General features: G+C 61.6%; 23 protein-coding genes. 12 read left to right on the forward strand and 11 right to left on the reverse strand.

All coding sequences use genetic code 11. From position 1 onward, the window contains the following. Positions 1-63: 63 nt before the first annotated feature. Both AU074_RS17185 and AU074_RS17190 read right to left on the reverse strand, forming a co-directional pair. The gene (locus AU074_RS17185; protein WP_076015737.1) at positions 64-243 is read right to left on the reverse strand and encodes a hypothetical protein; all 180 of its coding nucleotides are present in this window, start codon (positions 241-243) and stop codon (positions 64-66) included. A 10-nt stretch (positions 244-253) separates the two neighbouring features. After that, positions 254-496, reverse strand: coding sequence for a DUF2790 domain-containing protein (locus AU074_RS17190; protein WP_076015738.1), 243 nt, complete (start codon positions 494-496; stop codon positions 254-256). A 216-nt stretch (positions 497-712) separates the two neighbouring features. Here AU074_RS17190 and AU074_RS17195 point away from each other — a divergent pair, with 216 nt between their 5' ends. Both AU074_RS17195 and AU074_RS17200 read left to right on the forward strand, forming a co-directional pair. Then, a complete protein-coding gene (locus AU074_RS17195; RefSeq protein ID WP_063028866.1) occupies positions 713-1,453 on the forward strand; it encodes a response regulator in 741 nt (246 codons plus the stop codon). Then, positions 1,450-2,754: an ATP-binding protein gene (locus AU074_RS17200; protein WP_076015739.1), complete on the forward strand. Its 1,305-nt coding sequence runs from the start codon at positions 1,450-1,452 to the stop codon at positions 2,752-2,754. Before AU074_RS17195 ends, AU074_RS17200 begins: the two co-directional genes overlap by 4 nt. Positions 2,755-3,538: 784 nt before the next feature. Here the strand turns inward: AU074_RS17200 and urtE are convergent. The 5 genes from urtE to urtA form a co-directional block, all read right to left on the reverse strand. Beyond that, the gene (gene urtE, locus AU074_RS17210; RefSeq protein ID WP_076015741.1) at positions 3,539-4,228 is read right to left on the reverse strand and encodes an urea ABC transporter ATP-binding subunit UrtE; all 690 of its coding nucleotides are present in this window, start codon (positions 4,226-4,228) and stop codon (positions 3,539-3,541) included. 10 nt (positions 4,229-4,238) lie between these two features. Then, positions 4,239-4,997 (reverse strand): urea ABC transporter ATP-binding protein UrtD, encoded by a 759-nt coding sequence (gene urtD, locus AU074_RS17215; RefSeq protein WP_017475231.1) that lies wholly within the window; start codon positions 4,995-4,997, stop codon positions 4,239-4,241. After that, the gene (urtC, locus tag AU074_RS17220) at positions 4,994-6,154 is read right to left on the reverse strand and encodes an urea ABC transporter permease subunit UrtC (RefSeq protein WP_076015742.1); all 1,161 of its coding nucleotides are present in this window, start codon (positions 6,152-6,154) and stop codon (positions 4,994-4,996) included. The genes urtD and urtC overlap by 4 nt, the downstream gene beginning before the upstream one ends. Before the next feature lie 10 nt (positions 6,155-6,164). After that, on the reverse strand, positions 6,165-7,082 hold the full coding sequence (urtB, locus tag AU074_RS17225) for an urea ABC transporter permease subunit UrtB (RefSeq protein ID WP_063028859.1): 918 nt from the start codon (positions 7,080-7,082) through the stop codon (positions 6,165-6,167). Positions 7,083-7,252: 170 nt separating this feature from the next. Further along, a complete protein-coding gene (gene urtA, locus AU074_RS17230) occupies positions 7,253-8,461 on the reverse strand; it encodes an urea ABC transporter substrate-binding protein (RefSeq protein WP_017475234.1) in 1,209 nt (402 codons plus the stop codon). Positions 8,462-8,792: 331 nt separating this feature from the next. Here urtA and AU074_RS17235 point away from each other — a divergent pair, with 331 nt between their 5' ends. Together AU074_RS17235 and AU074_RS17240 are read left to right on the forward strand one after the other, a co-directional pair. Further along, positions 8,793-12,179, forward strand: coding sequence for an ATP-binding protein (locus AU074_RS17235; RefSeq protein WP_076015743.1), 3,387 nt, complete (start codon positions 8,793-8,795; stop codon positions 12,177-12,179). Next, the gene (locus AU074_RS17240) at positions 12,154-12,852 is read left to right on the forward strand and encodes a response regulator (RefSeq protein WP_008430557.1); all 699 of its coding nucleotides are present in this window, start codon (positions 12,154-12,156) and stop codon (positions 12,850-12,852) included. The genes AU074_RS17235 and AU074_RS17240 overlap by 26 nt, the downstream gene beginning before the upstream one ends. A gap of 118 nt (positions 12,853-12,970) precedes the next feature. Here the strand turns inward: AU074_RS17240 and AU074_RS17245 are convergent, their stop codons facing one another. After that, positions 12,971-13,801, reverse strand: coding sequence for an IclR family transcriptional regulator (locus AU074_RS17245; RefSeq protein WP_076015744.1), 831 nt, complete (start codon positions 13,799-13,801; stop codon positions 12,971-12,973). A 241-nt stretch (positions 13,802-14,042) separates the two neighbouring features. Between AU074_RS17245 and AU074_RS17250 the strand changes: the two genes are divergently transcribed. The 7 genes from AU074_RS17250 to AU074_RS17280 are packed head-to-tail and all read left to right on the forward strand — an operon-like array spanning position 14,043 to position 20,491. Next, on the forward strand, positions 14,043-15,071 hold the full coding sequence (locus AU074_RS17250; protein ID WP_076015745.1) for an ABC transporter ATP-binding protein: 1,029 nt from the start codon (positions 14,043-14,045) through the stop codon (positions 15,069-15,071). Beyond that, entirely contained in the window at positions 15,068-15,913 is an 846-nt protein-coding gene (locus tag AU074_RS17255; RefSeq protein WP_003218273.1) for an ABC transporter permease, read from the forward strand. The genes AU074_RS17250 and AU074_RS17255 overlap by 4 nt, the downstream gene beginning before the upstream one ends. A gap of 4 nt (positions 15,914-15,917) precedes the next feature. After that, positions 15,918-16,712, forward strand: coding sequence for an ABC transporter permease (locus tag AU074_RS17260; RefSeq protein ID WP_063028849.1), 795 nt, complete (start codon positions 15,918-15,920; stop codon positions 16,710-16,712). Then, positions 16,712-17,002, forward strand: a complete 291-nt coding sequence (locus tag AU074_RS17265; protein WP_076015746.1) for a (2Fe-2S)-binding protein — start codon at positions 16,712-16,714, stop codon at positions 17,000-17,002. The genes AU074_RS17260 and AU074_RS17265 overlap by 1 nt, the downstream gene beginning before the upstream one ends. Then, a complete protein-coding gene (locus tag AU074_RS17270; protein WP_076015747.1) occupies positions 16,999-18,342 on the forward strand; it encodes an NAD(P)/FAD-dependent oxidoreductase in 1,344 nt (447 codons plus the stop codon). Before AU074_RS17265 ends, AU074_RS17270 begins: the two co-directional genes overlap by 4 nt. Further along, positions 18,339-19,442 (forward strand): FAD-binding oxidoreductase, encoded by a 1,104-nt coding sequence (locus tag AU074_RS17275; RefSeq protein WP_076015748.1) that lies wholly within the window; start codon positions 18,339-18,341, stop codon positions 19,440-19,442. Before AU074_RS17270 ends, AU074_RS17275 begins: the two co-directional genes overlap by 4 nt. 17 nt (positions 19,443-19,459) lie before the next feature. Next, positions 19,460-20,491: an ABC transporter substrate-binding protein gene (locus AU074_RS17280; RefSeq protein ID WP_003218283.1), complete on the forward strand. Its 1,032-nt coding sequence runs from the start codon at positions 19,460-19,462 to the stop codon at positions 20,489-20,491. Positions 20,492-21,339: 848 nt separating this feature from the next. Here the strand turns inward: AU074_RS17280 and AU074_RS17300 are convergent. The 3 genes from AU074_RS17300 to AU074_RS17310 are packed head-to-tail and all read right to left on the reverse strand — an operon-like array spanning position 21,340 to position 25,116. Further along, positions 21,340-22,638 carry an FAD-binding oxidoreductase gene (locus tag AU074_RS17300; RefSeq protein ID WP_076015749.1) on the reverse strand — a complete coding sequence of 433 codons (1,299 nt, stop codon included), beginning with the start codon at positions 22,636-22,638 and terminating at the stop codon, positions 21,340-21,342. Beyond that, positions 22,635-23,723: a polyamine ABC transporter substrate-binding protein gene (locus tag AU074_RS17305; protein WP_076015750.1), complete on the reverse strand. Its 1,089-nt coding sequence runs from the start codon at positions 23,721-23,723 to the stop codon at positions 22,635-22,637. Before AU074_RS17305 ends, AU074_RS17300 begins: the two co-directional genes overlap by 4 nt. 34 nt (positions 23,724-23,757) lie before the next feature. Beyond that, entirely contained in the window at positions 23,758-25,116 is a 1,359-nt protein-coding gene (locus AU074_RS17310; protein ID WP_003219154.1) for a glutamine synthetase family protein, read from the reverse strand. A 140-nt stretch (positions 25,117-25,256) separates the two neighbouring features. Here AU074_RS17310 and AU074_RS17315 point away from each other — a divergent pair, with 140 nt between their 5' ends. Beyond that, positions 25,257-26,159: a helix-turn-helix domain-containing protein gene (locus AU074_RS17315; protein ID WP_076015751.1), complete on the forward strand. Its 903-nt coding sequence runs from the start codon at positions 25,257-25,259 to the stop codon at positions 26,157-26,159. Positions 26,160-26,190: the final 31 nt, after the last annotated feature.

Genomic DNA, 26,190 nt, shown 5'->3' on the forward strand with positions numbered 1-26,190 from the left:
CCACCAGTGCCAACAGCATCAGGCTTTTTGAGCGGCGCAGGTATTGGATGAAATTCATGGGTGTCACCTCGTGGCCGGGGGTGTTTCGGCGCGTTTGCGACCCGCGCCGTTTTGCGCCAACGGCGTGTTCTGGAAGCAGGTTTCACTGCCGGTGAGTTTTTTCGCGGTAGCGGCGTTCACATCCGCCGCCACGCCCGCCATGGAAAATGCCAGGGCGCTGAGAAAGCTGTTGAGTCGGGTCATGGCAGTCTCCTCAGCTGCCTTCAAGGCAGTTGCTGGAAAATTTGCGGTAGTCGAGGACGTGGCGCTGGCCTTGGGAATCGAGGTAGGTCAGGTGCGAATTGACGATGCCGCACAGCGCGCCACCGGACTCTTCGGAGATCGACACCACCTGGTGGATATCCGGCTGGCTGGCGGTGGTTTCGGCATGGGCGGCAACACTCAGGCCAGTGAGTAAGGCAAACAGGCAACTGGCATAGGTAGCTTTGATAGTCATGGGTGGTTCCCCGGGGGTTCAAGTGGGCCGAGGCGGATTACCTCGATGAGCTCATTTGAACCTTGCGAGGTATCCGGATTGTGTCGGCCAAGCCCGGATTTTTGCGTCGATGTGTATCTGGTCACTGCCAGATACACTGCAATACAAAGGGCACAAGGCAAGCCCACCGACAGTGGCTAGACTGCGCATCAATGACTATTCAACGAGGAAGGCAGCATGGATCACGTCGATCACATTCTGATTGTCGATGACGATCGGGAGATCCGCGAACTGGTGGGCAACTACCTGAAAAAGAATGGCCTGCGCACCACCGTGGTGGCTGACGGCCGGCAGATGCGCAGCTTTCTCGACACCACCCCCGTGGACCTGATCGTGCTGGACATCATGATGCCGGGCGACGACGGCTTGCAGCTGTGCCGCGAACTTCGGGTGGGCAAACACAAGGCCACGCCGATCCTGATGCTCACCGCGCGCAACGATGAAACCGACCGCATCATCGGCCTGGAAATGGGCGCCGACGATTACCTGGTCAAGCCCTTCGCCGCCCGCGAGCTGCTGGCCCGCATCAACGCCGTGCTGCGCCGCACCCGGATGCTGCCGCCGAACCTGGTGGTGACCGAAAGCGGCCGGCTGATCCGCTTTGGCCGCTGGCGCCTGGACACCACCGCCCGCCATCTGCTGGACGAAGACAACACCCTGGTGGCCCTGAGCGGCGCTGAATACCGCCTGTTACGTGTCTTCCTCGACCATCCGCAACGGGTGCTCAACCGTGACCAGTTGCTGAACCTGACCCAGGGCCGGGACGCGGACCTGTTCGACCGTTCCATCGACCTGCTGGTCAGCCGCCTGCGCCAGCGCCTGCTGGACGACGCCCGCGAACCGGCCTACATCAAGACCGTGCGCAGCGAAGGCTATGTGTTCTCCCTGGCGGTGGAAATCCTTGGGGACTCGGCATGACCCTAACGTTCCGCTGGCCGCGCACCCTGGCGGCGCAACTGTCGGTGATTTTCATCGTCAGCCTGCTGTGCGCCAACGCCCTGTCGTTCAGCGCGCAGTTCTATGAGCGCTACGTGAGTGCCCGGAGCGTGATGCTGGGTAACCTGGAGAACGACGTGTCGACGTCGATCGCAATCCTCGACCGCCTGCCCGCCGCCGAGCGCGCCAGCTGGCTGCCGCGCCTCGACCGCAACGCCTACCGCTACCTGCTGAATGCCGGCGAACCCGGCGAGCCGATGGCCAGCGACGACGTGCCCATGGCCGCCACTTCGATTGCCGATGCCCTGGGCGAGCATTACCCGCTGACCTTTCGCGACATCCCGGGCCTGCAAAAACATTTCCAGGCGCACCTGACCCTGGCCGATGGCAGCCCGATCACCATTGATGTACACCCCAAGCCCATCCCGTTTGCCTTCTGGCTGCCGGTGGTGCTGGTGCTGCAACTGGTGGTGTTGCTGATATGCACCTGGGTCGCCGTACGCATCGCCATCCGCCCGCTGACACGCCTGGCACGGGCGGTGGAAACCCTCGACCCGAATGCGCGCCCGACACCGCTGGACGAAACCGGCCCCACCGAGGTGGCGCATGCGGCGGCGGCGTTCAACGAGATGCAGAAGCGGATTGCCGAGTACCTCAAGGAGCGCATGCAGATTCTGGCGGCGATTTCCCATGATTTGCAGACGCCGATCACCCGCATGAAATTGCGCGCCGAGTTCATGGAGGACTCGGTGGACCGGGAAAAGCTCTGGAGTGATCTGGGGGAAATGGAGCATCTGGTACGCGAGGGTGTGGCTTATGCCCGCAGTGTGCATGGGTCCACCGAGGCCAGTTGCCGGATCGACCTGGATGCGTTTCTCGACAGCCTGGTGTTTGATTACCAGGACATGAACAAGCAGGTGAGCCTGACCGGTAAAAGCGCGGTGGTTTTGGATACGCGGCCCCATGCGTTGCGTCGGGTGCTGGTAAACCTGGTGGACAATGCGCTGAAGTTCGCCGGGGCGGCGCAGTTGCAGGTGGGGTCGACGGCGGCGGGTGAGCTTTCGATCAAGGTGCTGGACCGGGGACCGGGGATTGCGGCGGATGAGCTGGTGCAGGTGATGCAGCCGTTTTATCGGGTGGAGAGTTCGCGTAATCGCGGCACCGGTGGTACAGGGCTGGGGCTGGCGATTGCCCAGCAACTGGCGGTGGCGATTGGTGGGGAGTTGACCTTGAGCAATCGGGATGGGGGTGGATTGTGTGCCGAGGTTCGGCTGGCGCTGTGACTGGGTATGGGCTGAGCTGGGTTGCGTGTATATCCGTTATTTAGGTAACGGCGACTATGGGTTCCGCTCTTACAGCGGCTCACTTTTGAACAGCGCAAAAGTAAGCAAAACGCTCTTGCCCCACCACTCGGCACCTCGCTTGGGCTCGGTGTGCCCGCACTCCGGCTTTGGAGCGTGGTTTAACGGGGCCCGCAGATCAAGATCAAAAGCAGATCAAGGGCACAGCGGCCTACAGGCCGGCTTGAGTGTTAAGAGCGAAAGCAAAGCTGCTTTTCTGTTTTATGTAGGAGCGAGCTTGCTCGCGAAAAACCTGAGACCGCCGCGTTCATCCAGAATGCCAGCGTCATCGTTAACGACCTTCGCGAGCAAGCCCGCTCCCACATTTGGACCGTGCCCGCTTTAGCTTCTGATTTTGCTGTTGCCTTTGCTTCACCACACTCAAGCCGGCCGGTAGGCCGCTGTGCTCTCGCTTTTGATCTGCTTGTGATCTTGATCTGCGGGCCCCGTCAACCACGATGGCCGCAAGCAGGCACGGTGGAGCGGGTAAATCGGCAGGGAAGCCGATTTAGCCGCGCCGGGCCATGAATGGCCCGTCGCGGCGGCCCGCGGAATCGGGCCGGAGTGCGGGCATGCCGAGCCTAGGCGAGGCACCGAGTGGTGGGGCAAAGACCTTTTGGTTACTTTTGGCTGGGCCGGCATTCCGGGCGTTTGCCAAAAGTGACCCGCTGTAAGAGCGGAACCATAAGCCGCCGTTACCTAAATAACGGATATGTACACAACCAAGTCACACCGACAAATACCGACTAATGGTCGCCTCATCCACCCGATCCCGGGTTTCCTCAATCACAAACCTCCCCTTCTCAATCACCAAAAACCGATCAGCAATCTCCAGCGTAAACGACAACACCTGCTCAGAAACAACAATAGTCAAATCCCGCAAATTGCGAATCTCCTTAAGCGTACGAGCAATGTCCTTGATGATCGAAGGCTGAATCCCCTCAGTCGGCTCATCCAACAACAACACCTTAGGATTCGTCGCCAACGCCCGGGCAATCGCCAATTGCTGTTGCTGCCCCCCAGACAAATTCCCACCCTTGCGCGAACGCATGTCATACAACACCGGAAACAGCGCATACAAATCTTCCGGCACCCTGCCCCGTGCCGCCGCCGGCAACCCGGTCTGAATATTCTCCAATACACTCATGCTGGGAAAAATCATCCGCCCCTGCGGCACATAGGCAATCCCCCGCTCCACCCGCTCATGGGTTTCAAGCCCAGACACATCATGCCCATCCACACTCACCTGCCCCTGCCACTGCGGCAGAATCCCCATCAGGCTCTTGAACAGCGTGGTCTTGCCCATCCCGTTACGCCCCATCACCGCGACGATCTCACGCTTCGCCACATCCAGTTCCAGGTCGTGAAGAATCTGGCTCTGCCCGTACCCACACGACAGTTTGTCGATCTTGAACATGCCCGACTCCTCAGTGGCCCAAATACACTTCAATGACTTTCGGATTGCTCTGCACCGACTCCATGCTGCCCTCGGCCAGCACCTTGCCCTGATGCAAAACCGTGACCTTGTGAGCGATGCTCTTGACGAACTCCATGTCATGCTCGATCACCAACACCGAGCGCCCCTGGCTGATGCGCTTGAGCAACTCGGCAGTTTGCGCCCGCTCGTTGACGCTCATCCCGGCCACCGGCTCATCGAGCATCAACAATTCAGGGTCTTGCATCAGCAGCATGCCAATCTCCAGCCACTGCTTTTGCCCGTGGGACAGCAGGTCCGCCTGCTGCTGCAACAAATCACCGAGGAAGATCTCCCGCGCCACTTCCTCGACCCGCGCGACCACCTGGGCATTACGCTTGAAAAACAGCGCCCCCCAAACCTTGCGCCCAGCCGGATACGACATTTCAAGGTTTTCAAACACCGTGAGGTTTTCGTAGATCGACGGGTTCTGGAACTTGCGCCCTACCCCGGCCCGCACGATGTTGTATTCGCGCATTTTGGTCAGTTCCTGGCCGTCGAACTGGATGCTGCCGCTGGTGGCGCGGGTCTTGCCGCAGATCAAATCCAGCACCGTGGTTTTGCCGGCACCGTTGGGGCCGATCACCACCCGCACTTCATTGCGGTCGATGTACAGGTTGAGGTTGTCGACCGCCTTGAAGCCGTCGAATGACACGGTCAGCCCTTCAATGGCCAACACGGGCTTTTTCATTTCAAAACCGACGGCGGTCATGGTTGTGTCTCCAGGATCTTGGCTTCAGCCTTGGGCTTGATCTTCGCGGGTTCGGCCTTGACCACCGGCTTGCGCCGCAACAGTCGGGCCAGGGCCTGGCGACCATGGCTGTCCCACAACCCGGCCAAGCCGTTGGGGAAGTACATGACCACCGCAATAAACAACCCGCCCATCAGGTATAGCCACAGCTCGGGGAAGGATTCGGAAAAGTAGGTCTTCCCGTAGTTCACCAGCAACGCGCCATATACCGCGCCCAGCAGCGACATGCGCCCGCCCACCGCCGCGAAGATCACCATTTCGATGGAAGGCACGATCCCCACGAAAGACGGCGACATAAAGCCCACCTGCAAGGCAAACATTGCCCCGCCAATCGCCGAGAACGCGGCCGCCACGCAGAACACGAAGATCTTGAAACTGGCCACGTCATACCCGGAAAACCGCACCCGCTCTTCCTTGTCACGCATGGCCATCAACAACCGGCCCAGCTTCGAGGCGAGGATGAAGCGGCCAATGAAGATGCAGCCAAACAGCAGCCCGGCGTTGATGAAATACAGGATCATCTTCGCGCCGTCACCGCGCAGGTCCCAGCCCAGCAGGGTCTTGAGGTCGGTGATGCCGTTGACGCCACCGGTGAGGCCTTGCTGGCCGACGATCAGCACCGTGAGAATCAGCGCAATCGCCTGGGTGACGATGGAGAAATACACATCGCCCACCCGCCGCTTGAACAGCGCCATGCCGATGATGAATGCCAGCAACACCGGCACCGCAATCACCGCGAACAGGGTGAAGGTGAAGCTGTGGAATGGCTGCCACAGCCACGGCAGTTCGGTGATCTGGTTCCAGTCCATAAAGTCCGGGATGCCCGGCGTCGACTGGATCTTGGTGCTGATCGGGTCCGAGGCCTCAAGCTTCAGAAACATCGCCATGCAGTAGCCGCCGACGCCGAAAAACACACCCTGCCCGAGGCTGAGAATCCCGCCATAGCCCCAGCACAGCACCAGGCCCACGGCGACGAACGCGTAGGTCAGGTACTTGCCGACCATGTTCAGGCGAAACGCATCCAGGGTCAGCGGAAACACCACGAGGATCAACACCGCCAGCAGCACGATGCCGATCAGGTTTTGCTGGCCGGCCAGCAGTTTGTCTAGAGCCTTCATCGGTTCGCCTCTACTTGCGCACTTTGATGGAGAACAACCCTTGCGGGCGCAGCATCAGGATCAGGATCACCGACGACAACGTCAGCACCTTGGCCATCGAGCCACTGAGGAAAAACTCCGACAGCGATTGGGTCTGGGCAATCACGAATGCCGAGGCAATGGTGCCGAACAGGCTTTGCGCGCCGCCGAATACGACCACCAGGAAGGTGTCGACGATGTACTGCGAACCGGCTGTCGGCCCGGTGGAACCGATGGTGGTGAAGGCCGCACCGGCCACGCCCGCCACGCCGCAACCGAGGGCGAAGGTCATGCGGTCGACCTTGCGTGTATTGATACCTACAGCGCGGCTCATCAAGCGGTTTTGCACGGTGGCGCGCACTTGCAGGCCCCAGCGCGAGCGGTAGAGCATGACGAAAATCGCCCCGGTCAGCAGCAGGGTCAGGCCCATCATGAACAGGCCGTTGCGCGGGATTTCGATAGCGTCGGTGAGGTTCACCGAACCCATCAGCCAGGCCGGCGGTTCGGCGCTGACTTCACGGGCGCCGAACACCGAGCGGAAGGTTTGCTGCATGACCAGGGACAAACCCCAGGTGGCGAGCAAGGTGTCCAGTGGGCGCTTGTACAAACGGCTGATCATCGCCCATTCCACCAGCCAGCCGACGGCACCGGCGACGAGGAAAGACAGGGCAATGGCAATGAAAAAGTAATACGGCTGAAAGCTCGGCGCGAAGTGCGCGGTGAGGCTGGAACAGACGTAAGTGGTGTAGGCGCCAATGGTCAGGAACTCACCGTGGGCCATGTTGATCACGCCCATCTGGCCGAAGATGATTGCCAGTCCCAATGCCATCAGCAACAGCACGCAGAACACGGACAAGCCGTTGAACCCCTGCATCGCCGCGATGGCTCCAAATTCCGATAGCCATTCCATGATGATGGTCTCCTGAGCGGGAGGTAATGATGAAAACCAAGGTCTGCTTTTGATTTATGTGGGAGCGGGCTTGCTCGCGAATGCAGTGCATCAGTCAATACATCTGTGAATGACACTCCGCTTTCGCGAGCAAGCCCGCTCCCACCTTTAGATCAGCGCCAGATCCAGGCTTATTGGTAGCCTTTCGGGAACGGATTCGGCTCGATCAGATCCGACTCGTAGATCACCTTGAACTGCCCGTTTGGCTGCACTTCACCGATGCGCGACTTGCTCCACAGGTGATGGTTCTCGTGGATCTTCACGTAGCCTTCCGGCGCGTTTTTCAGCTCGATGCCCGGGGAGGCGGCGACGACTTTATCCACGTCGAAACTGCCCGCCTTCTCCACCGCCGCTTTCCACAACCATGGGCCGAGGTAGGCCGCCTGGGTCACGTCACCGATCACCGCGTCCTTGCCGTACTTGGCCTTGAACGCTTCCACGAAGGCTTTGTTGTTCGGGTTGTCGAGGCTCTGGAAGTACTTCATCGAGGCGTAGAAGCCGGCCATATTTTCGCCGCCGATGCCCAGCAGTTCGTCTTCGGTCACCGACAGGGTCAGCAGGGTTTGCTTGGATGAATTCACGCCCGCCGCGTTGAGTTGTTTGTAGAAGGCCACGTTGGAGCCGCCTACCACGGCCGCGAACACCACATCAGGCTTTTTCAGCTTGACCTTGTTGATCAGCGAACCGAACTGGGTGTTGCCCAACGGGTAGTAGTCTTCGCCGACCACGGTGCCGTGCAGGACGTTTTCAATGTGCTTGCGCGCGATCTTCATCGAAGTGCGCGGCCAGATGTAGTCCGAGCCCACCAGATAGAAGGTTTTGGCGCCCTTGGTCTTGGCGATCCAGTCGAGGCTGGCGAGGATTTGCTGAGTCGCTTCCTGCCCGGTGTAGATCACGTTTTTCGACTGTTCCAGGCCTTCATAGAAGGTCGGGTAGTAGAGCAGGCCGTTCTCTTTTTCAAAGATCGGCAGTACGGCTTTACGTGAGGCTGAGGTCCAGCAGCCGAACACCGCCGCCACCTTGTCGTTGACCAGCAGTTTCTTGGCCTTTTCAGCGAAGGTCGGCCAGTCGGACGCGCCGTCTTCCTGGATCACCTTGATCTGCCGCCCGAGGATCCCGCCCGAGGCGTTGATCTGCTCGATGGCCAGGCGTTCGGCCTGGATCGAACCGGTTTCGGAAATCGCCATGGTGCCGGTGGCCGAGTGCAGCTGGCCGACGGTGACTTCGGTAGGCGTCACCGCCAGGCCTTCGTTGTCGGCCATGACGCCATGGCTGAACAGACTCGCCGCCAGCAGTGATAACGCCAACAACGGTTTGGAGCGGATCAATCGTGATTCCATGGGGCGACTCCTCTGCAATGAGGGATTCAGCATGGCGGCAGGTGGCCACGGCGGGTATACGCAGCCTGACGTAACGGCGTACGTCATTTGACGTATGCCGTTGCGCACCATTTTCGAGCAGGATCGCGCCCTTCACAAACTGTGGAGATCCCATGTGGGAGCGGGCTTGCTCGCGAATGCGGTGGGTCAGCAACGAATGTATTCACTGATCCACCGCATTCGCGAGCAAGCCCGCTCCCACACAAGCCCGCTCCCACATTTGGACCCGCGGCGCCTGCCAGGGCATGGAACTTGCTCATCCAACCTTGCCCACTTCCTGGAGCCACCCACCGTGCATCCCCTCCCCGGCACCCAGCGCATCGTCAAGATTCGCCGCGACTACAACTCCTGGGTCGCCGACGAGACCATGGAAGACTACGCCCTGCGCTACACCCCGAAGTCCTTCCGCAAATGGTCGGAACTGCGCATCGCCAACACCGCCTTGGGCGCGGTGTCGTTCCTCGCGCTGGAGGCCATCGGCGGGGTGTTGGCCTTAAGCTACGGGTTCACCAACACCTTCTGGGCGATCCTCGCCATCAGCCTGGTGATCTTCCTCACCGGCCTGCCCATCAGCTACTACGCCGCCCGCTATGGCGTGGACATGGACCTGCTGACCCGTGGCGCAGGCTTCGGTTACATCGGTTCGACCATCACCTCGCTGATCTACGCCAGCTTCACCTTCCTGTTCTTCGCCCTCGAAGCGGCGATCATGGCCCTGGCCCTGGAGTTGTATTTCCATATCCCGCTGGCCATCGCCTATGTCATCTGCTCGGTGCTGGTGATCCCGCTGGTGGCCTATGGCGTAACCCTGATCAGCCGCCTGCAACTCTGGACCCAACCGCTGTGGCTGGTGCTGTTGGTGCTGCCTTACGGCTTTGTATTGTGGAAAAACCCCGAAGCCTTCAGCGACTGGACCAGCTTCGTCGGCCGCAGCAGCGACGGCGGTGACTTCAACCTGTTGTCGTTCTGCGCCGCCTGCACCGTGGCGCTGTCCCTGGTTACGCAAATCGGCGAACAGGTGGACTACCTGCGCTTCCTCCCGGAAAAAACCGCCGCCAATCGCAAGCGCTGGTGGGCCGCGCTGTTGTGCGCCGGGCCCGGCTGGATCGTGCCGGGCGCGTTGAAGATGTTCGCTGGCGCGTTCCTGGCCTTTCTTGCCCTGCAACATGAAATCCCCATGGAGCGCGCCGCCGAGCCGACCCAGATGTACCTCGTCGCCTTCGGCTATGTGTTCTCCTCTCCCGAATGGGCCTTGGGGGCGATGGTGCTGTTCGTGTTCATCTCGCAGATGAAGATCAACCTGACCAACGCCTATGCCGGCTCCCTGGCCTGGTCGAACTTCTTCGCCCGCGTGACCCACAGCCACCCCGGCCGCGTGGTGTGGCTGGTGTTCAACGTGGCAATCGCCTTGATGCTGATGGAGCTGGGGGTGTTCGACGTGATCGAGCAGGTGCTGGGGCTCTACGCCAACATCGCCATCGCGTGGATCGGCACCCTGGTGGCCGACCTGGTGATCAACAAGCCCCTGGGCCTGTCGCCCAAGCACATCGAATTCAAGCGCGCGCACCTCTACGACATCAACCCGGTGGGCGTAGGCTCGATGCTGGTTGCCTCGCTGCTGTCGATCCTCGCCCACTTCGGCCTGTTCGGTGCCCTGGCCCAGGCCGCGCCACCGTTTGTCGCACTGGGCACCGCACTGGTCATGGCGCCGCTGCTGGCATGGCTGACCAAAGGCCGCTACTACATTGCCCGCAGCAGCGAAGCGCAGTTGATTCATCCACAACCCGGCAGCGGGCTGGTGATCTGCGGGCTGTGCAGCAACCCGTTTGAAACTGCCGACATGGCGTTCTGTCCGGCCTACAGCACACCGATCTGCTCGCTCTGTTGCTCCCTGGATGCGCGTTGCGGCGACCGCTGCAAACCCCACGCGCGGCTGGCCAGCCAGTTCGAAGGCGTGTTGCGCTGGTTGCTGCCGACGACGTTGGTGCCGCGCCTGCATACCCGACTGGCGCATTACCTCGGATTGTTAATGGCGCTGGTACTGATGCTCGCCGGAGCACTGGCGCTGATCTATATGCAGGCCGCCCAGGGTTTGCCCCATTCGCAGACCTTGTACCAGGCGTTTTTCAAGGCCTTCCTGACGCTCTCGGTATTGGCCGCCGTACTCGCCTGGTGGGTGGTACTCACCCGCGAAAGCCGGCGGGTCGCCCGGGAAGAATCCGACCGGCAAACCTCGCTGCTGATGCAGGAGATCGCTGCCCACAGCCTCACCGACCAGGCCCTGCAACAAGCCAAGGAAGCCTCGGAAGCGGCGAACGCAGCCAAGAGTCGCTACGTTACCGGGCTGTCCCACGAACTGCGCACGCCCCTCAACAGCATCCTCGGTTTCACCCAGATTCTGCAGCGTGACAGCGCCATGCCCGAGCAGCACCAGGATGCCCTGGCGACCATCCTGCGCAGCGGCTCGCACCTGCTGTCGCTGATCGACGGCCTGCTGGACGTGGCGAAGATCGAGGCCGGCAAGTTGCGCCTGGAACTCACCGAAATCCCCTTCCCGGAACTGATCCACGACCTGGAACAAATGTTTACCCCCCAGGCCGAAGACAAGGGCCTGCGCTTTCGCCTGGACTGCGTGGGCAAGATTCCCGCCGTGGTGCGTGGCGATGAAAAACGTGTGCGGCAGATCCTGATCAACCTGCTGGGCAATGCGATCAACTTCACCGACAGCGGCGAGGTGCGCCTGCGGGTCAGCTATATGCGCGAGACCGCCAACTTCGAGATCATCGACACCGGCATCGGCATTGACCCGGAGCAGATCGAGCGGATTTTCCAGCCGTTTGAACGTGGCGACCTGATGCGCCAGGACAAAGGCGTAGGTCTCGGCTTGACCATCACGCGCATGCTGACCTCGTTGATGGGCGGCGAATTACGGGTGGTCAGCGAACTGGACAAGGGCACCTGCTTCCAGGTGCGGCTGTTCCTGTCCCAGGTCCGGGTGCCGCAGGCCGTGGTGCATGTTGAACACGACATCATCGGCTACCACGGCGAACGGCGGCGCATCCTGGTGGTGGACGACCACGTGGACCATCGCAAGGTGCTCAGCGGCATGCTCACGCCCCTGGGCTTCGAAGTCGCCCAGGCGAGTAACGGCCAGGAGGCGATCCGCCAGGTGGCGCTGCTGTCGCCGGACCTGATCCTGATGGACCTGTCGATGCCGACCATGGACGGTTGGGAAACCAGCAGGCTGATCCGGCGTAACGCGCTGTCCACCGCGCCCATTATCATCATCTCCGCCAACGCCTTCACCGACGACCGCGAACGCAGTATCGCCGGCGCCTGCAACGACTACCTGGCCAAGCCGGTGCGCACTCCGGAACTGCTCGGGCGCGTGCAACTGCACCTGGATTTGCAGTGGCTGCGCCGCCGGACACCGATCGCCGCGCCGGTCGCTACAGAGGGTGCGCTACCCAGCGCTGAAGAACTCGCCGTGCTCGCCGAATTGAACGCCATCGGCTATGTGCGTGGTTTGCATGAAAAGCTCGACGCCATCGTGCTGGAAAGCCCAGGCACCGCACCGTTCATCAACAAGCTCCGGGCGCTGCTGAAAAGCTTTCGCCTGGAAGAACTCAACCGAATCCTGAAGGAGGCCGAAGATGAATGCCTTGACCCACAGCGCTGAGCCCGGCGTGGTGCTGATTGTCGACGACACCCCGGACAACCTGGCCATGCTCTCCGACGCCCTGGACGACGCCGGCTACATGGTGCTGGTGGCGCTGGACGGCCTCAGCGCGCTGAACCGCGTGCAACGCCGGCGCCCGGACTTGATCCTGCTGGACGCGGTGATGCCCGGCCTGGACGGCTTTGAAACCTGCCGCCGGCTCAAGGCACAACCGGCCAGCGCGGACATTCCCGTGGTGTTCATGACCGGGCTGACCGACAGCAAACATGTGGTGCAGGGGTTTGAGGTGGGCGGGAGTGACTACGTGACCAAGCCGATCCAGACGGATGAGGTGCTGGCACGGGTGGCGGCGCATTTGCGTACCTCGCGGATTCTGTTGTCGGCGCGGGCGGCGACGCAGCCGAGCGTGATCACCCTGGAGGATGAGCCGGCGCATAAGCTGTTGTCGGCGCGGTTTCAGCTGACGGAGCGGGAAGTCGAGGTGTTGCGCTGGGTGGCGTGTGGCAAGACCAATCGGGATATTGGCGACATTCTCGGGTTGAGCCCGAGGACGGTGAACAAGCATCTGGAGCATGTGTATGTGAAGTTGGGGGTAGAGACCAGGACGGCGGCGACTTCGGTGGCGATGGCGGCGATGAGTCCAACCCGGATCCCACAGATGGCCACGGTCTAAAATGTGGGAGCGGGCTTGCTCGCGAATGCGGTGTGTCAGTCACCAAATTTTTTACTGATACACCGCATTCGCGAGCAAGCCCGCTCCCACAGTTGATCTGTGTCGTTACTGGTATTACCTACCCACCGAAGATCTGTGAAGGCCGCCTCAACGTCGGATCAAACGGATTGATCTTCGGCCCGATCGCCGCCGCTTCCCGTTTGAGCAATTCAACCACCGTCGGCAACCTCCCCGGCCCCAGCCGGTCACTGATGGTCGCCACACTCAACGCCGCCACCGCATGCCCATTGCGGTCCAGGATCGGCACCGCCAACCCGGCCATACCCTCCAGCACTCCGGTATTGCGCGCCGCATACCCCAACTGCCGCACGCTCTCTACCTCCGAGCGTAAAAACACCTCGTCGTACAGATGAAAATCCTTAAGCCGTGGCAAGTTGTAGCGGATCACTGTCTCGCGCTCTTCCTCCGGTAGGAACGCCAGGATCGCCAGGCTGCCCTGCCCCACCCCCAGCGCCACGCGCCCGCCGATGTCACCGGTAAAGGTACGGATCGGGTACGGCCCTTCACTGCGGTCCAGGCAGATCGCATCAAAGCCGCTGCGCGCCAGCAGGAACAATGAATCCCCCAGCGACGCACTGAGGCGCAACATGCTCGGCCGCACCAGGTCCCGCAGGTTGCCGGTGTTGCCCGCGTTCGCCGCCAGCGCGAAGAACTCCAGGCTCAGCCGGTAGCGCTTGCTGCGCGCATCCTGCTCCACCATGCCCTCGTCCATCAGGCTGCGCAGCAGTCGGTGGGTGGTAGGTTGCGACAACCCCACCTGCTGCGCCAGTTGCGTCACCCGTTCACCACCGTCCGGTGCCGCGCCGAGGATGCGCAGCAATGCAAACAATCGGGAGACGCCACCGGCGCCGACTTCCTTGACACTTTCATTCCGCTCAGTGGAATCCATAAGCCGATATCTCACACTAAATTCTGATCAGTGAATGAAACTGAAAAAAGTACTCTATTCAGTGAAATTCCATCTTCCGCCATCCTAGTCTTTCGCCCTAATCTGCGTCCACAGGGGCGAAATGAACAACTAACGGCAGCCGACTCAAGATCGAGCGCCAACGCACCCGCAACACCCTTTTCGCATCTGCCCAAAACAAAAAAGCGCGTTTCGACGCGACTCAAAAAGGTGGAACGCAGACATGGCTTTTCTCCAACTCAACGCCTTGAGCAAACGCTACGGCGCCGTCGACGCGGTGGTCGCCACTGATCTTGCGGTGGAAAAAGGCGAATTCGTGTCCCTGCTCGGCCCTTCGGGCTGCGGCAAGACCACCACCTTGCAAATGATCGCCGGCTTCGTCGACGTCACCGGTGGGCAGATCCTCCTCGATGGTCGCGACATCACCCACGCCAAACCCGCCAGCCGTGGCCTCGGCGTGGTGTTCCAGAGCTACGCGCTGTTCCCCCATATGAGCGTGCGCGACAACGTCGCCTTCGGCCTGAAGATGCGCAAGGTGCCCGCCGGCGAGATCGCAAGCAGAGTCAAGACCGTGCTGGAACTGGTGCGCCTGACCCCTCACGCCGAGCGCTACCCGCGGGAACTCTCCGGCGGCCAGCGCCAGCGCGTGGCCCTGGCCCGTGCCCTGGTGATCGAGCCGCCGGTGTTGCTGCTGGACGAGCCGCTGTCGAACCTCGACGCCAATTTGCGGGAAGAGATGCAGTTCGAAATCCGCCGCATCCAGTGCGAAGTCGGAATCACCACCTTGATGGTCACCCACGACCAGGCCGAAGCGTTGTCCATCAGCGACCGGGTGGTGGTGATGCAGGCCGGGCGCGTCACCCAGATCGACGCACCGTACAAACTCTATGAACACCCGCGCACGCGCTTTATCTCGGACTTTGTCGGCAAGGCCAACCTGCTGGCGGGCGATTTCGATCAACTCGGCGCGCCGCAAGTGCGCTTCGAACCAGGCAGCGGTGAACTGACCCTGAGCCTGCGCCCGGAAAAAATCGACCTGGTGGCCGCCGGCTCAGGGCGCCTGCAAGGCAAGATCCTCGACAGCTATTTCTTCGGCAGCCAATGGCTGTACCGCATCAAGACCCAGATCGGCGAGCTGACCGTGGTCCGCCGCAACGACGGCAGTGCGCCGTTGGGTTGCGGCGCAGCGGTAGGCCTGGACTGGGAGTCGAGCCTGCTGCGGGTGCTGGCCGCCGATGAGGTGCGCGCATGAGCCGTGGCTACCTGTTGTCGTTGCCGGCGCTGGTATTGTTTTTCGGGCTGCTGATCCTGCCCCTGGGCCTGACGTTGGTGCTGTCGTTCAACGTGTTCGATTACCAGGTGGGGGTGAAGGCCGATGAGTGGACCTTCGCCCACTACCTGTCGCTGTTCAGCGATTCTTACTTCTACGAGATCTTCTGGCGCACCTTCTGGATCAGTGCCCTGGTGACCTTGCTGTGCGTAGTGATCGGGGTGCCCGAGGCCTACATTCTCAGCCGCATGGGCACGCCGTGGCGCTCGATCTTCCTGATCCTGATCCTCACCCCGCTGCTGATTTCAGTAGTGGTGCGGGCGTTTGGCTGGAGCCTGCTGCTGGGTGCCGATGGTCTGGTGAACCAGGTGATCCAGGCCCTCGGTGGCAAACCGGTGAAGCTGCTCTACACCTCATTCGCGGTGATCATCGCACTGGTGCACGTGATGCTGCCGTTCATGATCATCCCGGTGTGGACCTCCCTGCAAAAGCTCGACCCGTCGGCGGAACAGGCGGCGCTGTCCCTGGGTGCCAGCCAGGCCACGGTGATGCGCAAGATCGTGTTGCCACAGGTAATGCCCGGCGTGCTCTCCGGCACCCTGATCGTGTTTGGCCTGGCCGCCAGCTCCTTCGCGATCCCCGGCCTGCTGGGCGGGCGCCGGCTGAAGATGGTCGCCACGGTGGTCTACGACCAATACCTCTCGGAACTCAACTGGCCCATGGGCGCGACCATCGCGGTGGTGCTGCTGTTAGTCAACTTGCTGATCATGCTGAGCTGGAACCGCATGGTCGAAGGCCGCTACAAAAAGTCCCTGGGAGTATAAGACGATGTCCAGAAACGGTCCTTTGGCCCTGGGCTTTCACGGCCTGGTGGTGCTGTTCATGATGGCGCCGCTGGTGGTGGTGTGCCTGGTGGCCTTCACCCCGGAAAACACCTTGAGCCTGCCGACGTCGGGCTTCTCCCTGCGCTGGTTTCATGCGGTGTTTGAACGCGCCGACTTTATCCAGGCGTTCTATAACAGCCTGGTCCTGGCGTTCGTGGCCGCCAGCTTGGCGACCTTGATTGCGGTGCCGGCGGCCCTGGCAATCAGTCGCTACCAGTTCCCCGGCCGCAACTTCTTCAGTGCGCTGTTCCTCTCGCCGATCATCATCCCGCACCTGGTGCTGGGGGTGGCGATGCTGCGGCTGTTCGCAATGATGGGCGTCAACGGCAGCTTCACCTGGTTGATGCTGGCCCACGTGGTGATCATCACGCCTTACGTACTGCGCCTGGTATTGGCGGCCGCCATCGGCATTGACCGCAGCGCCGAGCAGGCTGCCGAATCCCTCGGCGCCAGCCGCTTCACCCTGTTTCGCCAGATCACCTTGCCGATGATTTTGCCCGGCGTGGCCGGCGGCTGGTTGCTGGCGTTCATCAACAGTTTCGATGAAGTGACCCTGTCGATCTTTGTCAGCTCGCCGGCCACCCAAACCTTGCCGGTGCGCATGTACGTGTACGCCACCGAATCCATCGACCCGATGATGGCGGCCGTGTCGGCACTGGTGATCGGGTTGACAGCGGCGGCGATGATTCTGCTGGACCGGGTCTACGGCCTGGATCGCGTTTTGGTAGGGAAGCATTGATGGCGCTGTTCAAACGACTGGCCGAGACCGAGCGGCCCACCCTCACCTTCACCCTCGACGGGCAGCCTGCCACGGGCTTGCTTGGGGACACCTTGCTGACCGCCGTACTGACCTGCGCCGAGCACCTGCGGGGCAGTGATTTCAGCGCCGAACGCCGCGCCGGTTTCTGCCTGATGGGCGCCTGCCAGGATTGCTGGGTACGGCTTGAGGACGGTCGCCGGGTGCGCGCGTGTTCGACCTTGCTCGAAGACGGCCAGGCGATTCGCCGTGATCCGGGGCGCCAGGCATGAAGACAGTGGTGATAGTAGGCGCAGGCCCGGCGGGCATTACCGCAGCCCGGACCTTGCTGGACCATGGCGTAACCCCGGTGTTGGTGGACGAGAGCCTGCGCGGTGGCGGCCAGATTTATCGGCGCCAGCCGGCGAACTTCCAGCGCTCGGCCAAGCAGTTGTATGGCTTCGAAGCGGGCAAGGCGACGGTGCTGCATCGCACCATGGATGAGCTGGCCACGCTTGTTGACTACCGGCCTGAAACCCTGGTGTGGAACGCGGAAAATGGCCGTCTGGACATGCTCAATAACGGCCACGCCGAGAGCATCGAGTACGCGCAAATCATCGTCGCCACGGGCGCCACCGACCGCATCCTGCCGGTGCCGGGCTGGACGCTGCCCGGCGTGTACAGCCTTGGCGCGGCGCAAATCGCACTGAAGTATCAAGGCTGCGCCATCGGCGAGCGCGTGGCGTTTTGCGGCAGCGGCCCGTTGCTGTACCTGGTGGCGTATCAGTACGCCAAGGCCGGGGCCAAGGTGGTGGCGGTACTCGACAGTGCGCCATTCAGCGCCCAATGCCGCGCCTTGCCGGCATTGCTCGGCCAGCCGGCGACCCTGGCCAAGGGTTTGTACTACCGCACCTGGCTCACGGCCCATGGCATCCCGGTGCATCAAGGGGCAACGCTGTCGCACATCGGCGGCGAGCAACGAGTGACGGGCATCCACTGGGATCAACAGGAAATCGCCTGTGATGCCGTGGCCTTCGCCCATGCCCTGCGTAGCGAGACCCAACTGGCGGATTTACTCGGCTGTGAATTTGCCTGGAATGCATTGAACCGCGCCTGGTTGCCCCAGCGAGATGCGGCCGGGCGTAGCAGTGTCGCGGGCGTGTATCTGGCTGGCGACGGTGCAGGAATCATGGGCGCCGATGCGGCGCAAATGGCGGGCGAGCGAGCGGCGTTGGCCTTGCTGGAAGACACCGGCGTTGCCATCGACTCTCGCCGGCCCGCGGTGCTGAAAAAGCAATTGGCGAGCATCCAACGTTTTCGCCACGGCCTGGAAACCGCCTTCCCGTTCCCTGAAAAATGGGCCGCTGGAGCCCCGGACGAATTGATCCTGTGCCGTTGCGAAGAAGTCAGTGTCGGCGAAGTACGCGCGGTGGTGGATGAAGGCCACTGGGAAGTGAACCGGGTCAAGGCCCATTGCCGGGTTGGCATGGGCCGTTGCCAGGGCCGGATGTGTGGGCTCGCAACGGCAGAAATCATTGCCGAACGCAGTGGGCGCGAGATTCAAAACGTTGGCCGCCTACGGGGCCAGGCACCGATCAAACCCTTGCCGTTTGGCGTGGAGGTGCAGCCATGATCGACAGCGAAGTGATCGTGTTGGGCGGTGGGATTGTCGGCGCTTCAGCGGCCTTGATGCTGGCGCAGAAAGGTCGACGCGTGGTGCTGGTGGAGCGGGACTTTTGTGGCTCGCACTCCAGCGGTGTTAACTATGGCGGCGTGCGACGCCAGGGGCGGCCATTGCATCAGTTGCCGTTATCGCAACGTGCCCATGAGCTGTGGTCCGACTTGCCGGGGCTGATTGGGATCGATGGCGAATACGTGCGCTCCGGGCATTTGAAACTGGCCCGCAGTCACGAGGACCTGGCCGCCTTGCAGGTTTACGCCGACGCCACTCGGGGCTTTGGGCTGGGATTGCAAATGCTGGATCACGCTCAATTGCGGGCGCGTTTTCCGTGGGTGGGTGATGTGGCGGTCGGCGCTTCGTTATGCCCCGAAGACGGCCACGCCAATCCGCGCCTGGTCTCCCCCGCCTTTGCCCGCGCCGCGCAACGCCACGGTGCGAGGGTGATGGAGCAAACCGAAGTCACCCAGGTTGAACATGACGGCCAGCTGTTTCAGGTGCGCTGTGCCAATGGTGTGCAGCTGCAAGCCCGCTGGCTGTTGAACTGCGCCGGCGCCTGGGCCAGTACCGTGGCCGCGCAATTTGGCGAACCGGTGCCGATGACCTCGGCGCACCCGGCGATGCTGGTGACCGAGCCGTTGCCGGTGGTGATGGACGTGAGCACCGGCGTCGAAGGCGGCGGAATCTATGCGCGGCAGGTTGCCCGGGGCAATTGCATCCTCGGTGGCGGTCGCGGCTTTGCGCTGGGCCCGCAACAAGCCCGGCCGGGGCAAGCGGCGGTGCTGGAGATTCTGCGCAACGCCGGCGAGTTGTACCCGTTCCTCAAAGGTGCCCAGGCAATTCGCACCTGGAGCGGCACCGAAGGTTACCTACCCGACCACGAACCGGTGATCGGCGACAGCAGCACCCAACCCGGCCTGCTTCACGGTTTCGGCTTTGCCGGCGCCGGGTTCCAGCTCGGCCCTGCGGTCGGTGAAGCCCTGGCAGAAATCGTCTGCACGGGGGCCAGCCGGCAGCCCATCGAAGCATTTTCCATCCGTCGTTTCCAAGCCTGAGAGGAAGATTTATGCACATGATCAAACGTACTGCGCTGTCTTGCCTGTCCCTCGCCCTGTTGAGCACGGCGGCCCATGCCGCACCGACGCTGTACCTGGGCATGAACGGCGGGACCATGGAACGGGTCTACGCCGACAAGGTGCTGCCCGCATTCGAGAAAGCCAACAACGTCAAGGTAGTGATCGTGCCAGGCACCTCGTCGGACATCCTGGCCAAGGTGCAGGCCAACAAGGACAACCCGCAGATGCACGTGATGTTCCTCGACGACGGCATCATGTACCGCGCCATCTCCATGGGGTTGTGCGAGAAGCTCACGCCTAACCCGACCCTGGATCAGATTCCGGCCAAGGCCAAGATCAAGGAAGAAGCGGTTGCGGTGACGCTCGGGGTGACCGGGTTGGGTTACAACGCCAAGATGTTCAAGGAAAAGGGCTGGGCGCCGCCGACGTCGTGGATGGACCTGGCGGATCCACGGTTCAAGGACAAGGTGGTGTTTCAGTCCCTGGCCTCCTCCACATTTGGGTTGCATGGTTTCCTGATGTTCAACCGGATTCAGGGGGGTAGCGAGACCAACGTGGAGCCGGGGTTCAAGGCTTGGCCGAAGACGGTTGGGCCGAATGTGCTGGAGTACATCGCCAGCTCGGCGAAGATTTCCGAGATGGTGCAGACGGATGAGGCGGCGATCTTTCCGCTGACGCCGACGCAGGTGACCACGCAGCAGTTGTTGGGTGTGCCGATGGAGTATGCGCAGCCCAAGGAAGGGGCGGTGGTGTTGAACGTAGCGGAGTGTGTGATTGCGCGTAATGACCAGCCGGAGTTGGCGCAGAAACTGGCGCAGTTTTTGTTGACTGCAGAGGCGCAGGCGCCGGCTTTGGAGTTGGGGGATCAGATTCCTTCGAATCCTACGACGCCGACTACCGACAAAACCCGGGCTCGGGTGGAGGCGATGAACAGTTATTTGCAGACGGCGATTTCGATTGATTGGGATCAGGTGAACCAGGCGCGGCCCGAGTGGAATGCGCGGTGGAGTCGGTCGATTGAGCGGTAGGCTTTGGGGGTGAATATCCGTTATTTGGGTGATGGCTGATATTGGTTCCGCTCTTACAGCGGCTCACTTTTGAACAGCGCAAAAGTAAGCAAAACGCTCTTGCCCCACCACTCGGCACCTCGCCTAGGCTCGGTGTGCCCGCACTCCGGCTTTGGAGCGTGGGCCGCCGCGATGGGCCATCCTTGGCCCAGCGCGGCTAACCCGGCGTCCTGCCGGGTTACCCACGCTCCAAAGCCTGCGTTCGGCCAGCGTGGTTTAACGGGGCGCCTAAGATCAAGATCAACAGCAGATCAAGGGCACAGCGGCCTACAGGCCGGCTTGAGTGTGGTGAAGCAACAGCAACAGCAAGATCAGAAGCTAAAGCGGGCACGGTCCAAATGTGGGAGCGGGCTTGCTCGCGAAGGCCGTTAACGATGACGCGGGCATTCTGAATGAACGCGGCGCCCTCAGGTTTTTCGCGAGCAAGCCCGCTCCCACAGAAAAGCAGCTCTGCTTTCGCTCTCGATCTTGCCTCTGCTTCTAACACTCAAGCCGGCCGGGAGGCCGCTGTGCTCTGCTTTTGATCTGCTTTTGATTTTGATCTGACTGCCCCATTCAGCCCGAGGCCGAACGCAGGTATTGAGGAGCGGGTAAACCGGCAGGACGCCGGTTTAGCCGCGCCGGGCCATGGATGGCCCGTCGCGGCGGCCCGCGGAGCAATGCCGGAGTGAGGGAACGCCGAGCCACAGCGAGGCGCCGACAGGCGGGGCAGAGCGTTTTGGTTACTTTTGCGCTTTTCAAAAGTGACCCGCTGTAAGAGCGGAACCCTAAGTGGCCGTTACCGAAAAAACGGATATGTACACAACCAATCACCCCACCATCTCCCGCACCCGATACCACAACATCCCCAACGCCAACAGCGGCGAACGCAACACCTTCCCCCCAGGAAACGTCATATGCGGCACCTGACTGAAAATATCCAACCCCCGACTCTGCCCAGCCTGAATCCCCTCGGCCAACAACCGCGCACACCAGTGAGTCACGTTCAACCCATGCCCCGAATACCCCTGGGCATAAAACACATTCGCGTGCTGCTTCAACCGCCCCACCTGCGGAAACCGGTTAGCCGTAATCCCAATCTTCCCCCCCCACTGAAACTCAATCGCCGTATCCACCAGTTGCGGAAAAACCTTGAGCATCTTCGGCCGCATATACCCCGCGATGTCCACCGGATCACGCCCCGAATAATGACAAGCCCCCCCAAACAACAACCGTCGATCCGCCGAAAGCCGGTAATAATCCAACCCCACTTTCTGATCACACAACGCCAGATTCTGCGGAATCAACTGATCAGCCACCCCAACCGACAGCGGCTCGGTCGCAATGATATAGCTCCCCGCCGGCAGCACCTTGCCACTCAACTTCGGCTCCAGCTCTTCCAAATGCGCATTACACGCCAACACCAGACTGCCAGCGCGCACCGTGCCAAACTCGCAACGCACTTGCACCGTATCGCCATGAACCAACTCCAGCACCTGGCTGTTTTCAAAGATCCGCACCCCAAGTGATTCGGCCACAGCCGCCTCCCCCAACACCAGGTTCAGCGGATGCAAATGCCCGGACCCCATGTCCACCAAACCACCGGCATACATACCTGAGCCCACGACTTGCGCCATATCCTGCGGCGCCACCAGCCGGGTTTCAGGCGCATACCCCAAGGTAGCCAGGCTTTCCAGCTCCCCCTGAAACGCCGCGAACTGCGCCGGCGTATTCGCCAACTCACAAAACCCCCAGCGCAGGTCACAGTCAATCCCGTGCTCGCGAATCCGCTCCCCCACCAGCGCCACCGAGTCGATCCCGGCCTGCTGCAGGTAACGCACGCCCTCCTCACCCACGTACTTGGCAAAGCCCGATACGTCATGCCCAATCCCGCGAATCAACTGCCCGCCATTGCGCCCACTGGCACCCCAGCCAATCCGCCGGGCCTCCAGCAAAATCACCGATAGCCCACGCTGGGCCAATTCGATGGCGGTATTGACGCCGGTGAATCCACCACCGATCACACACACATCGGCCGTCAGGTCAGCCCCCAGCGTTGGGCGCTGAGGCATGGCGTTGGCCGAAGCCAGGTAATAGGAACGAGCGTGGTCGGACGAGGAACGGTTCATTTGTTGGTCTTCACTTTGCTCCAGGACCGCGTCATCAAGCGCATGACGGCAGGCGTCGGGGTGGTGGAAATATAAAGTTTTTCGAGCACTTCCTGGGACGGGTAGATCTCAGGGTTGTTCACCAGCTCCGGCGCCATGAAGGCCTTGGCCGCCGGGTTCGGGTTGGCGTAGCCGACGCTGGCGCTGACCTTGGCGATCACTTCAGGGTCCAGCAAGTAGTTGATAAAAGCATGGGCCGCTTTCGGGTTGGCCGCGTCTGCCGGGATGGCCAGCAGGTCGAACCACAGGTTGCTGCCTTCCTTGGGAATCGAGTAGGCGATGTTCACGCCGTTCTTGGCTTCCTTGGCGCGGTTGGCCGCCTGGAACACGTCGCCGGAATAACCGAAGGCGACGCAGATATCACCGTTGGCCAGGTCCGAGATGTACTTGGAGGAATGGAAATAGGTGATGTACGGCCGCAGGGTCAGCAGCTTGGCTTCGGCTTGTTTGTAGTCCTCGGGATTCTCGCTGCGCGGGTCCTTGCCCATGTAGTTGAGGATCGCCGGGAACAGTTCATCCGCCGAGTCGAGGAACGCTACGCCGCACTCGTGCAGCTTCTTGATGTTCTCTGGTTCGAACAGCACGGCCCAGGAATCGATATGGTCGATGCCCAGCACCTGCTTGACCTTGTCCACGTTGTAGCCGATGCCGTTGGTGCCCCACAGGTATGGCACCGAGTGCTCGTTGCCCGGGTCGTTTTTCTCCAGCAGCTTGAGCAGCTTGGGGTCGAGGTTCTTGAAGTTGGGCAGCTGCGAGCGGTCCAGCTTGAGGAACGCACCGGCTTTGACCTGGCGCGCCAGGAAGTGGTTGGACGGCACCACCACGTCGTAGCCGGTACGGCCGGCAAGCAGTTTGCCTTCCAGGGTTTCGTTGGAGTCGAACACGTCGTAGATCACCTTGATCCCGGTCTTGGCCTGGAAGTCGGCCAAGGTGGTCTCACCGATGTAGTCGGTCCAGTTGTACACACTGACCGTCTGCGCGGCGTGGCCCGCGCTGCTGAACAACGCCGCCAAGGCCAGCGGGAGTAGCTTTTTCACCAGACGCATATCGACACCCCTATGGTTTTTTTAGTGTGGTTTCTCAGACGCTCAGCAGCAGGAACTCACGTTCCCAGGAGCTGATCACCCGCTTGAAGTTCTCGTGTTCGGCGCGCTTGACCGCGACGTAGCCGCGCACAAACTTGTCCCCCAGGTACTGCTTGACGGTGTCGCACTCTTCCATGCGCGCCAGGGCGTCTTCGATGGTGATCGGCAGCCTCAGGTTGCGCCGCTCGTAGGCGCGGCCTTCCACCGGGGCGCTGGGCTCGACCTTTTCGATCATGCCGAGGTAGCCGCACAGCAGGCTGGCGGCGATGGCCAGGTACGGGTTGGCGTCGGCGCCCGGCAGGCGGTTTTCCACGCGCATGGCGTCGGGGCTGGAGCTCGGTACGCGCAGGCCGACGGTGCGGTTTTCTTCGCCCCACTCCACGTTGACCGGCGCCGAGGTGTCCGGCAGGAAACGGCGGAATGAGTTCACGTTGGGCGCAAACATCGGCAGCAGCTTGGGGATGTACTTCTGCAAGCCGCCAATGTGGTTCAGGAACAGTTGGCTCTTGTTGCCGTGCTCATCGACAAACACCTGCTTGCCGGTGGCGATCTCCACCACGCTCTGGTGCAGGTGCATGGCGCTGCCGGGCTCGTCGGCCACGGGTTTGGCCATGAAGGTGGCGGCAACGTTGTGCTTGAGCGCCGCCTCCCGCAGGGTGCGTTTGAACACTGTGATCTGGTCGGCCAGGTCGAGTGCATCGCCGTGGCGGAAGTTGATTTCCATCTGCGCCGGGCCGTCTTCGTGGATCAGCGTGTCGAGGTCCAGGCCCTGGGCTTCGCACCAGTCGTAGACGTCTTCGAACAGCGGATCGAATTCATTGGCGGCATCGATGGAGAACGATTGGCGGCCACTTTCGGCGCGGCCGGAGCGGCCCAGCGGGGTCTTCAGCGGCAGGTCCGGGTCTTCGCAGCGCTGGGTCAGGTAGAACTCCATTTCCGGCGCAACAATCGGCTGCCAGCCTTGATCGGTATAAAGCTGCAGGACTTTCTTCAGCACGTTGCGCGGCGACAATTCGATGGGGTTGCCCTGCTTGTCGAAGGTGTCGTGGATCACGATGGCGGTGGGCTCGATGGCCCATGGCACCACGTAGGTGGCGTTGGACACCGGGCGGCAGATCATGTCGATGTCGGCCGGGTCCAGCAGGTCGTAGTAGATGTCGTCGTCGACAAAGTCCCCGGTTACCGTTTGCAGCAACACACTCTCCGGCAGGCGCATGCCTCGCTCATGCAGGAACTTGTTGGTGGGCGAAATCTTGCCGCGTGCGATGCCAGTCAAATCACTGATCACGCATTCGACTTCGGTAATCTTGTGTTCTTTCAGCCAGGCGGACAGCTGATCGAAGGGGGCGTTCATAAGGACCTCGTCATGGGTTGGATGATGCGCCGCGGGCTTCCCTCGCCGCGCATTGAGGTCTATCTTGGGCCAGCCGTCCGACGGCATCTATCCACTTTGCACCAACCACAACGCACCAATAGAGTGCGCCCAGGTCACCCATGACACAGGCAACAGCTTTGCGCGTACAGGCCTTCACCACCGGTGACGTGGCCGCTCAATGCAGTGCGACACCCGGTTGGGTGCAGCAGTACCAGCAGATGTCCCCGGGGCATTTTGCCGGGCAGATCCGCTACCTCGACCTGCAAGGTGTCGAGGTGTATGAAGAGCGAATGAACACCCGTGTGGAGCAGAACTTCAACGCGCCACCGGGCTCCCTGGCGTTCTGTTTCGATGGCAGCGACAACGCGCTGTATGTGCTCAATGGCGAAAGCCGCAACACCTGGATCACCCCGGAAAACTACCGCGAAGTGGCGGTGGTGTTCGGGCCACAGTTCGTCCAGCGCCATGGCCTGGATGTGGCGAAGTTGGAGGGGTTGTTCATGGCCCCGCTCAACTCCCTGCAAAACGCCTTGTTCAGTCGCTGGCTCAGCGGCACGTTGACCCGACTGTCCGCCACGTTTGACCCGCCAAGTCGTGATGCCCTCACCCAACAACTCCTGGACGACTGCCTGTTCATCCTCGACAACGCCTGCGTGTGCCTGGACAAGGGTTCATTGCAGCGGCGCACCGAGGAGCGAATCATCATGGCGCGCATTGGCGAATGGGCGGCGGATGTGCCGGATGAAACCGTCAACCTGCTGGAGCTGGCGCGCATTGCCGGCGTGCCGTTGCGCCAGTTGCAGCAGGGGTTCAAGACGTACACCGGAATGAGCCCGGCGCAATGGTTGAGGTTGCGCCGGTTGAACAGTGCACGGCGGGAATTGTTGAACCCGCCGTCAGTGGACACCACCGTGGCGGAAGTCGCGATGAATTGGTCGTTCTGGCATTTGGGGCGGTTTTCAAACAGTTATCGGGCGTTGTTTCAGGAGTTGCCCAGCGAGACCCTGAAACGCCAGAGGTAAGTGTGGGAGCTGGCTTGTGTGGGAGCGGGCT

The organism is Pseudomonas sp. ATCC PTA-122608 (genome assembly GCF_001952855.1).
In the GTDB taxonomy this organism is placed as follows: Bacteria; Pseudomonadota; Gammaproteobacteria; order Pseudomonadales; family Pseudomonadaceae; genus Aquipseudomonas.

Bases quoted from the DNA above. Each gene is read 5' to 3' on its own strand.
- AU074_RS17185 (WP_076015737.1), bottom strand. From the start codon at position 243: ATGACCCGACTCAACAGCTTTCTCAGCGCCCTGGCATTTTCCATGGCG.
- AU074_RS17190 (WP_076015738.1), bottom strand. From the start codon at position 496: ATGACTATCAAAGCTACCTATGCCAGTTGCCTGTTTGCCTTACTCACT.
- AU074_RS17195 (WP_063028866.1), top strand. From the start codon at position 713: ATGGATCACGTCGATCACATTCTGATTGTCGATGACGATCGGGAGATC.
- AU074_RS17200 (WP_076015739.1), top strand. From the start codon at position 1,450: ATGACCCTAACGTTCCGCTGGCCGCGCACCCTGGCGGCGCAACTGTCG.
- urtE (WP_076015741.1), bottom strand. From the start codon at position 4,228: ATGTTCAAGATCGACAAACTGTCGTGTGGGTACGGGCAGAGCCAGATT.
- urtD (WP_017475231.1), bottom strand. From the start codon at position 4,997: ATGACCGCCGTCGGTTTTGAAATGAAAAAGCCCGTGTTGGCCATTGAA.
- urtC (WP_076015742.1), bottom strand. From the start codon at position 6,154: ATGAAGGCTCTAGACAAACTGCTGGCCGGCCAGCAAAACCTGATCGGC.
- urtB (WP_063028859.1), bottom strand. From the start codon at position 7,082: ATGGAATGGCTATCGGAATTTGGAGCCATCGCGGCGATGCAGGGGTTC.
- urtA (WP_017475234.1), bottom strand. From the start codon at position 8,461: ATGGAATCACGATTGATCCGCTCCAAACCGTTGTTGGCGTTATCACTG.
- AU074_RS17240 (WP_008430557.1), top strand. From the start codon at position 12,154: ATGAATGCCTTGACCCACAGCGCTGAGCCCGGCGTGGTGCTGATTGTC.
- AU074_RS17245 (WP_076015744.1), bottom strand. From the start codon at position 13,801: ATGGATTCCACTGAGCGGAATGAAAGTGTCAAGGAAGTCGGCGCCGGT.
- AU074_RS17250 (WP_076015745.1), top strand. From the start codon at position 14,043: ATGGCTTTTCTCCAACTCAACGCCTTGAGCAAACGCTACGGCGCCGTC.
- AU074_RS17255 (WP_003218273.1), top strand. From the start codon at position 15,068: ATGAGCCGTGGCTACCTGTTGTCGTTGCCGGCGCTGGTATTGTTTTTC.
- AU074_RS17260 (WP_063028849.1), top strand. From the start codon at position 15,918: ATGTCCAGAAACGGTCCTTTGGCCCTGGGCTTTCACGGCCTGGTGGTG.
- AU074_RS17265 (WP_076015746.1), top strand. From the start codon at position 16,712: ATGGCGCTGTTCAAACGACTGGCCGAGACCGAGCGGCCCACCCTCACC.
- AU074_RS17270 (WP_076015747.1), top strand. From the start codon at position 16,999: ATGAAGACAGTGGTGATAGTAGGCGCAGGCCCGGCGGGCATTACCGCA.
- AU074_RS17275 (WP_076015748.1), top strand. From the start codon at position 18,339: ATGATCGACAGCGAAGTGATCGTGTTGGGCGGTGGGATTGTCGGCGCT.
- AU074_RS17280 (WP_003218283.1), top strand. From the start codon at position 19,460: ATGATCAAACGTACTGCGCTGTCTTGCCTGTCCCTCGCCCTGTTGAGC.
- AU074_RS17300 (WP_076015749.1), bottom strand. From the start codon at position 22,638: ATGAACCGTTCCTCGTCCGACCACGCTCGTTCCTATTACCTGGCTTCG.
- AU074_RS17305 (WP_076015750.1), bottom strand. From the start codon at position 23,723: ATGCGTCTGGTGAAAAAGCTACTCCCGCTGGCCTTGGCGGCGTTGTTC.
- AU074_RS17310 (WP_003219154.1), bottom strand. From the start codon at position 25,116: ATGAACGCCCCCTTCGATCAGCTGTCCGCCTGGCTGAAAGAACACAAG.
- AU074_RS17315 (WP_076015751.1), top strand. From the start codon at position 25,257: ATGACACAGGCAACAGCTTTGCGCGTACAGGCCTTCACCACCGGTGAC.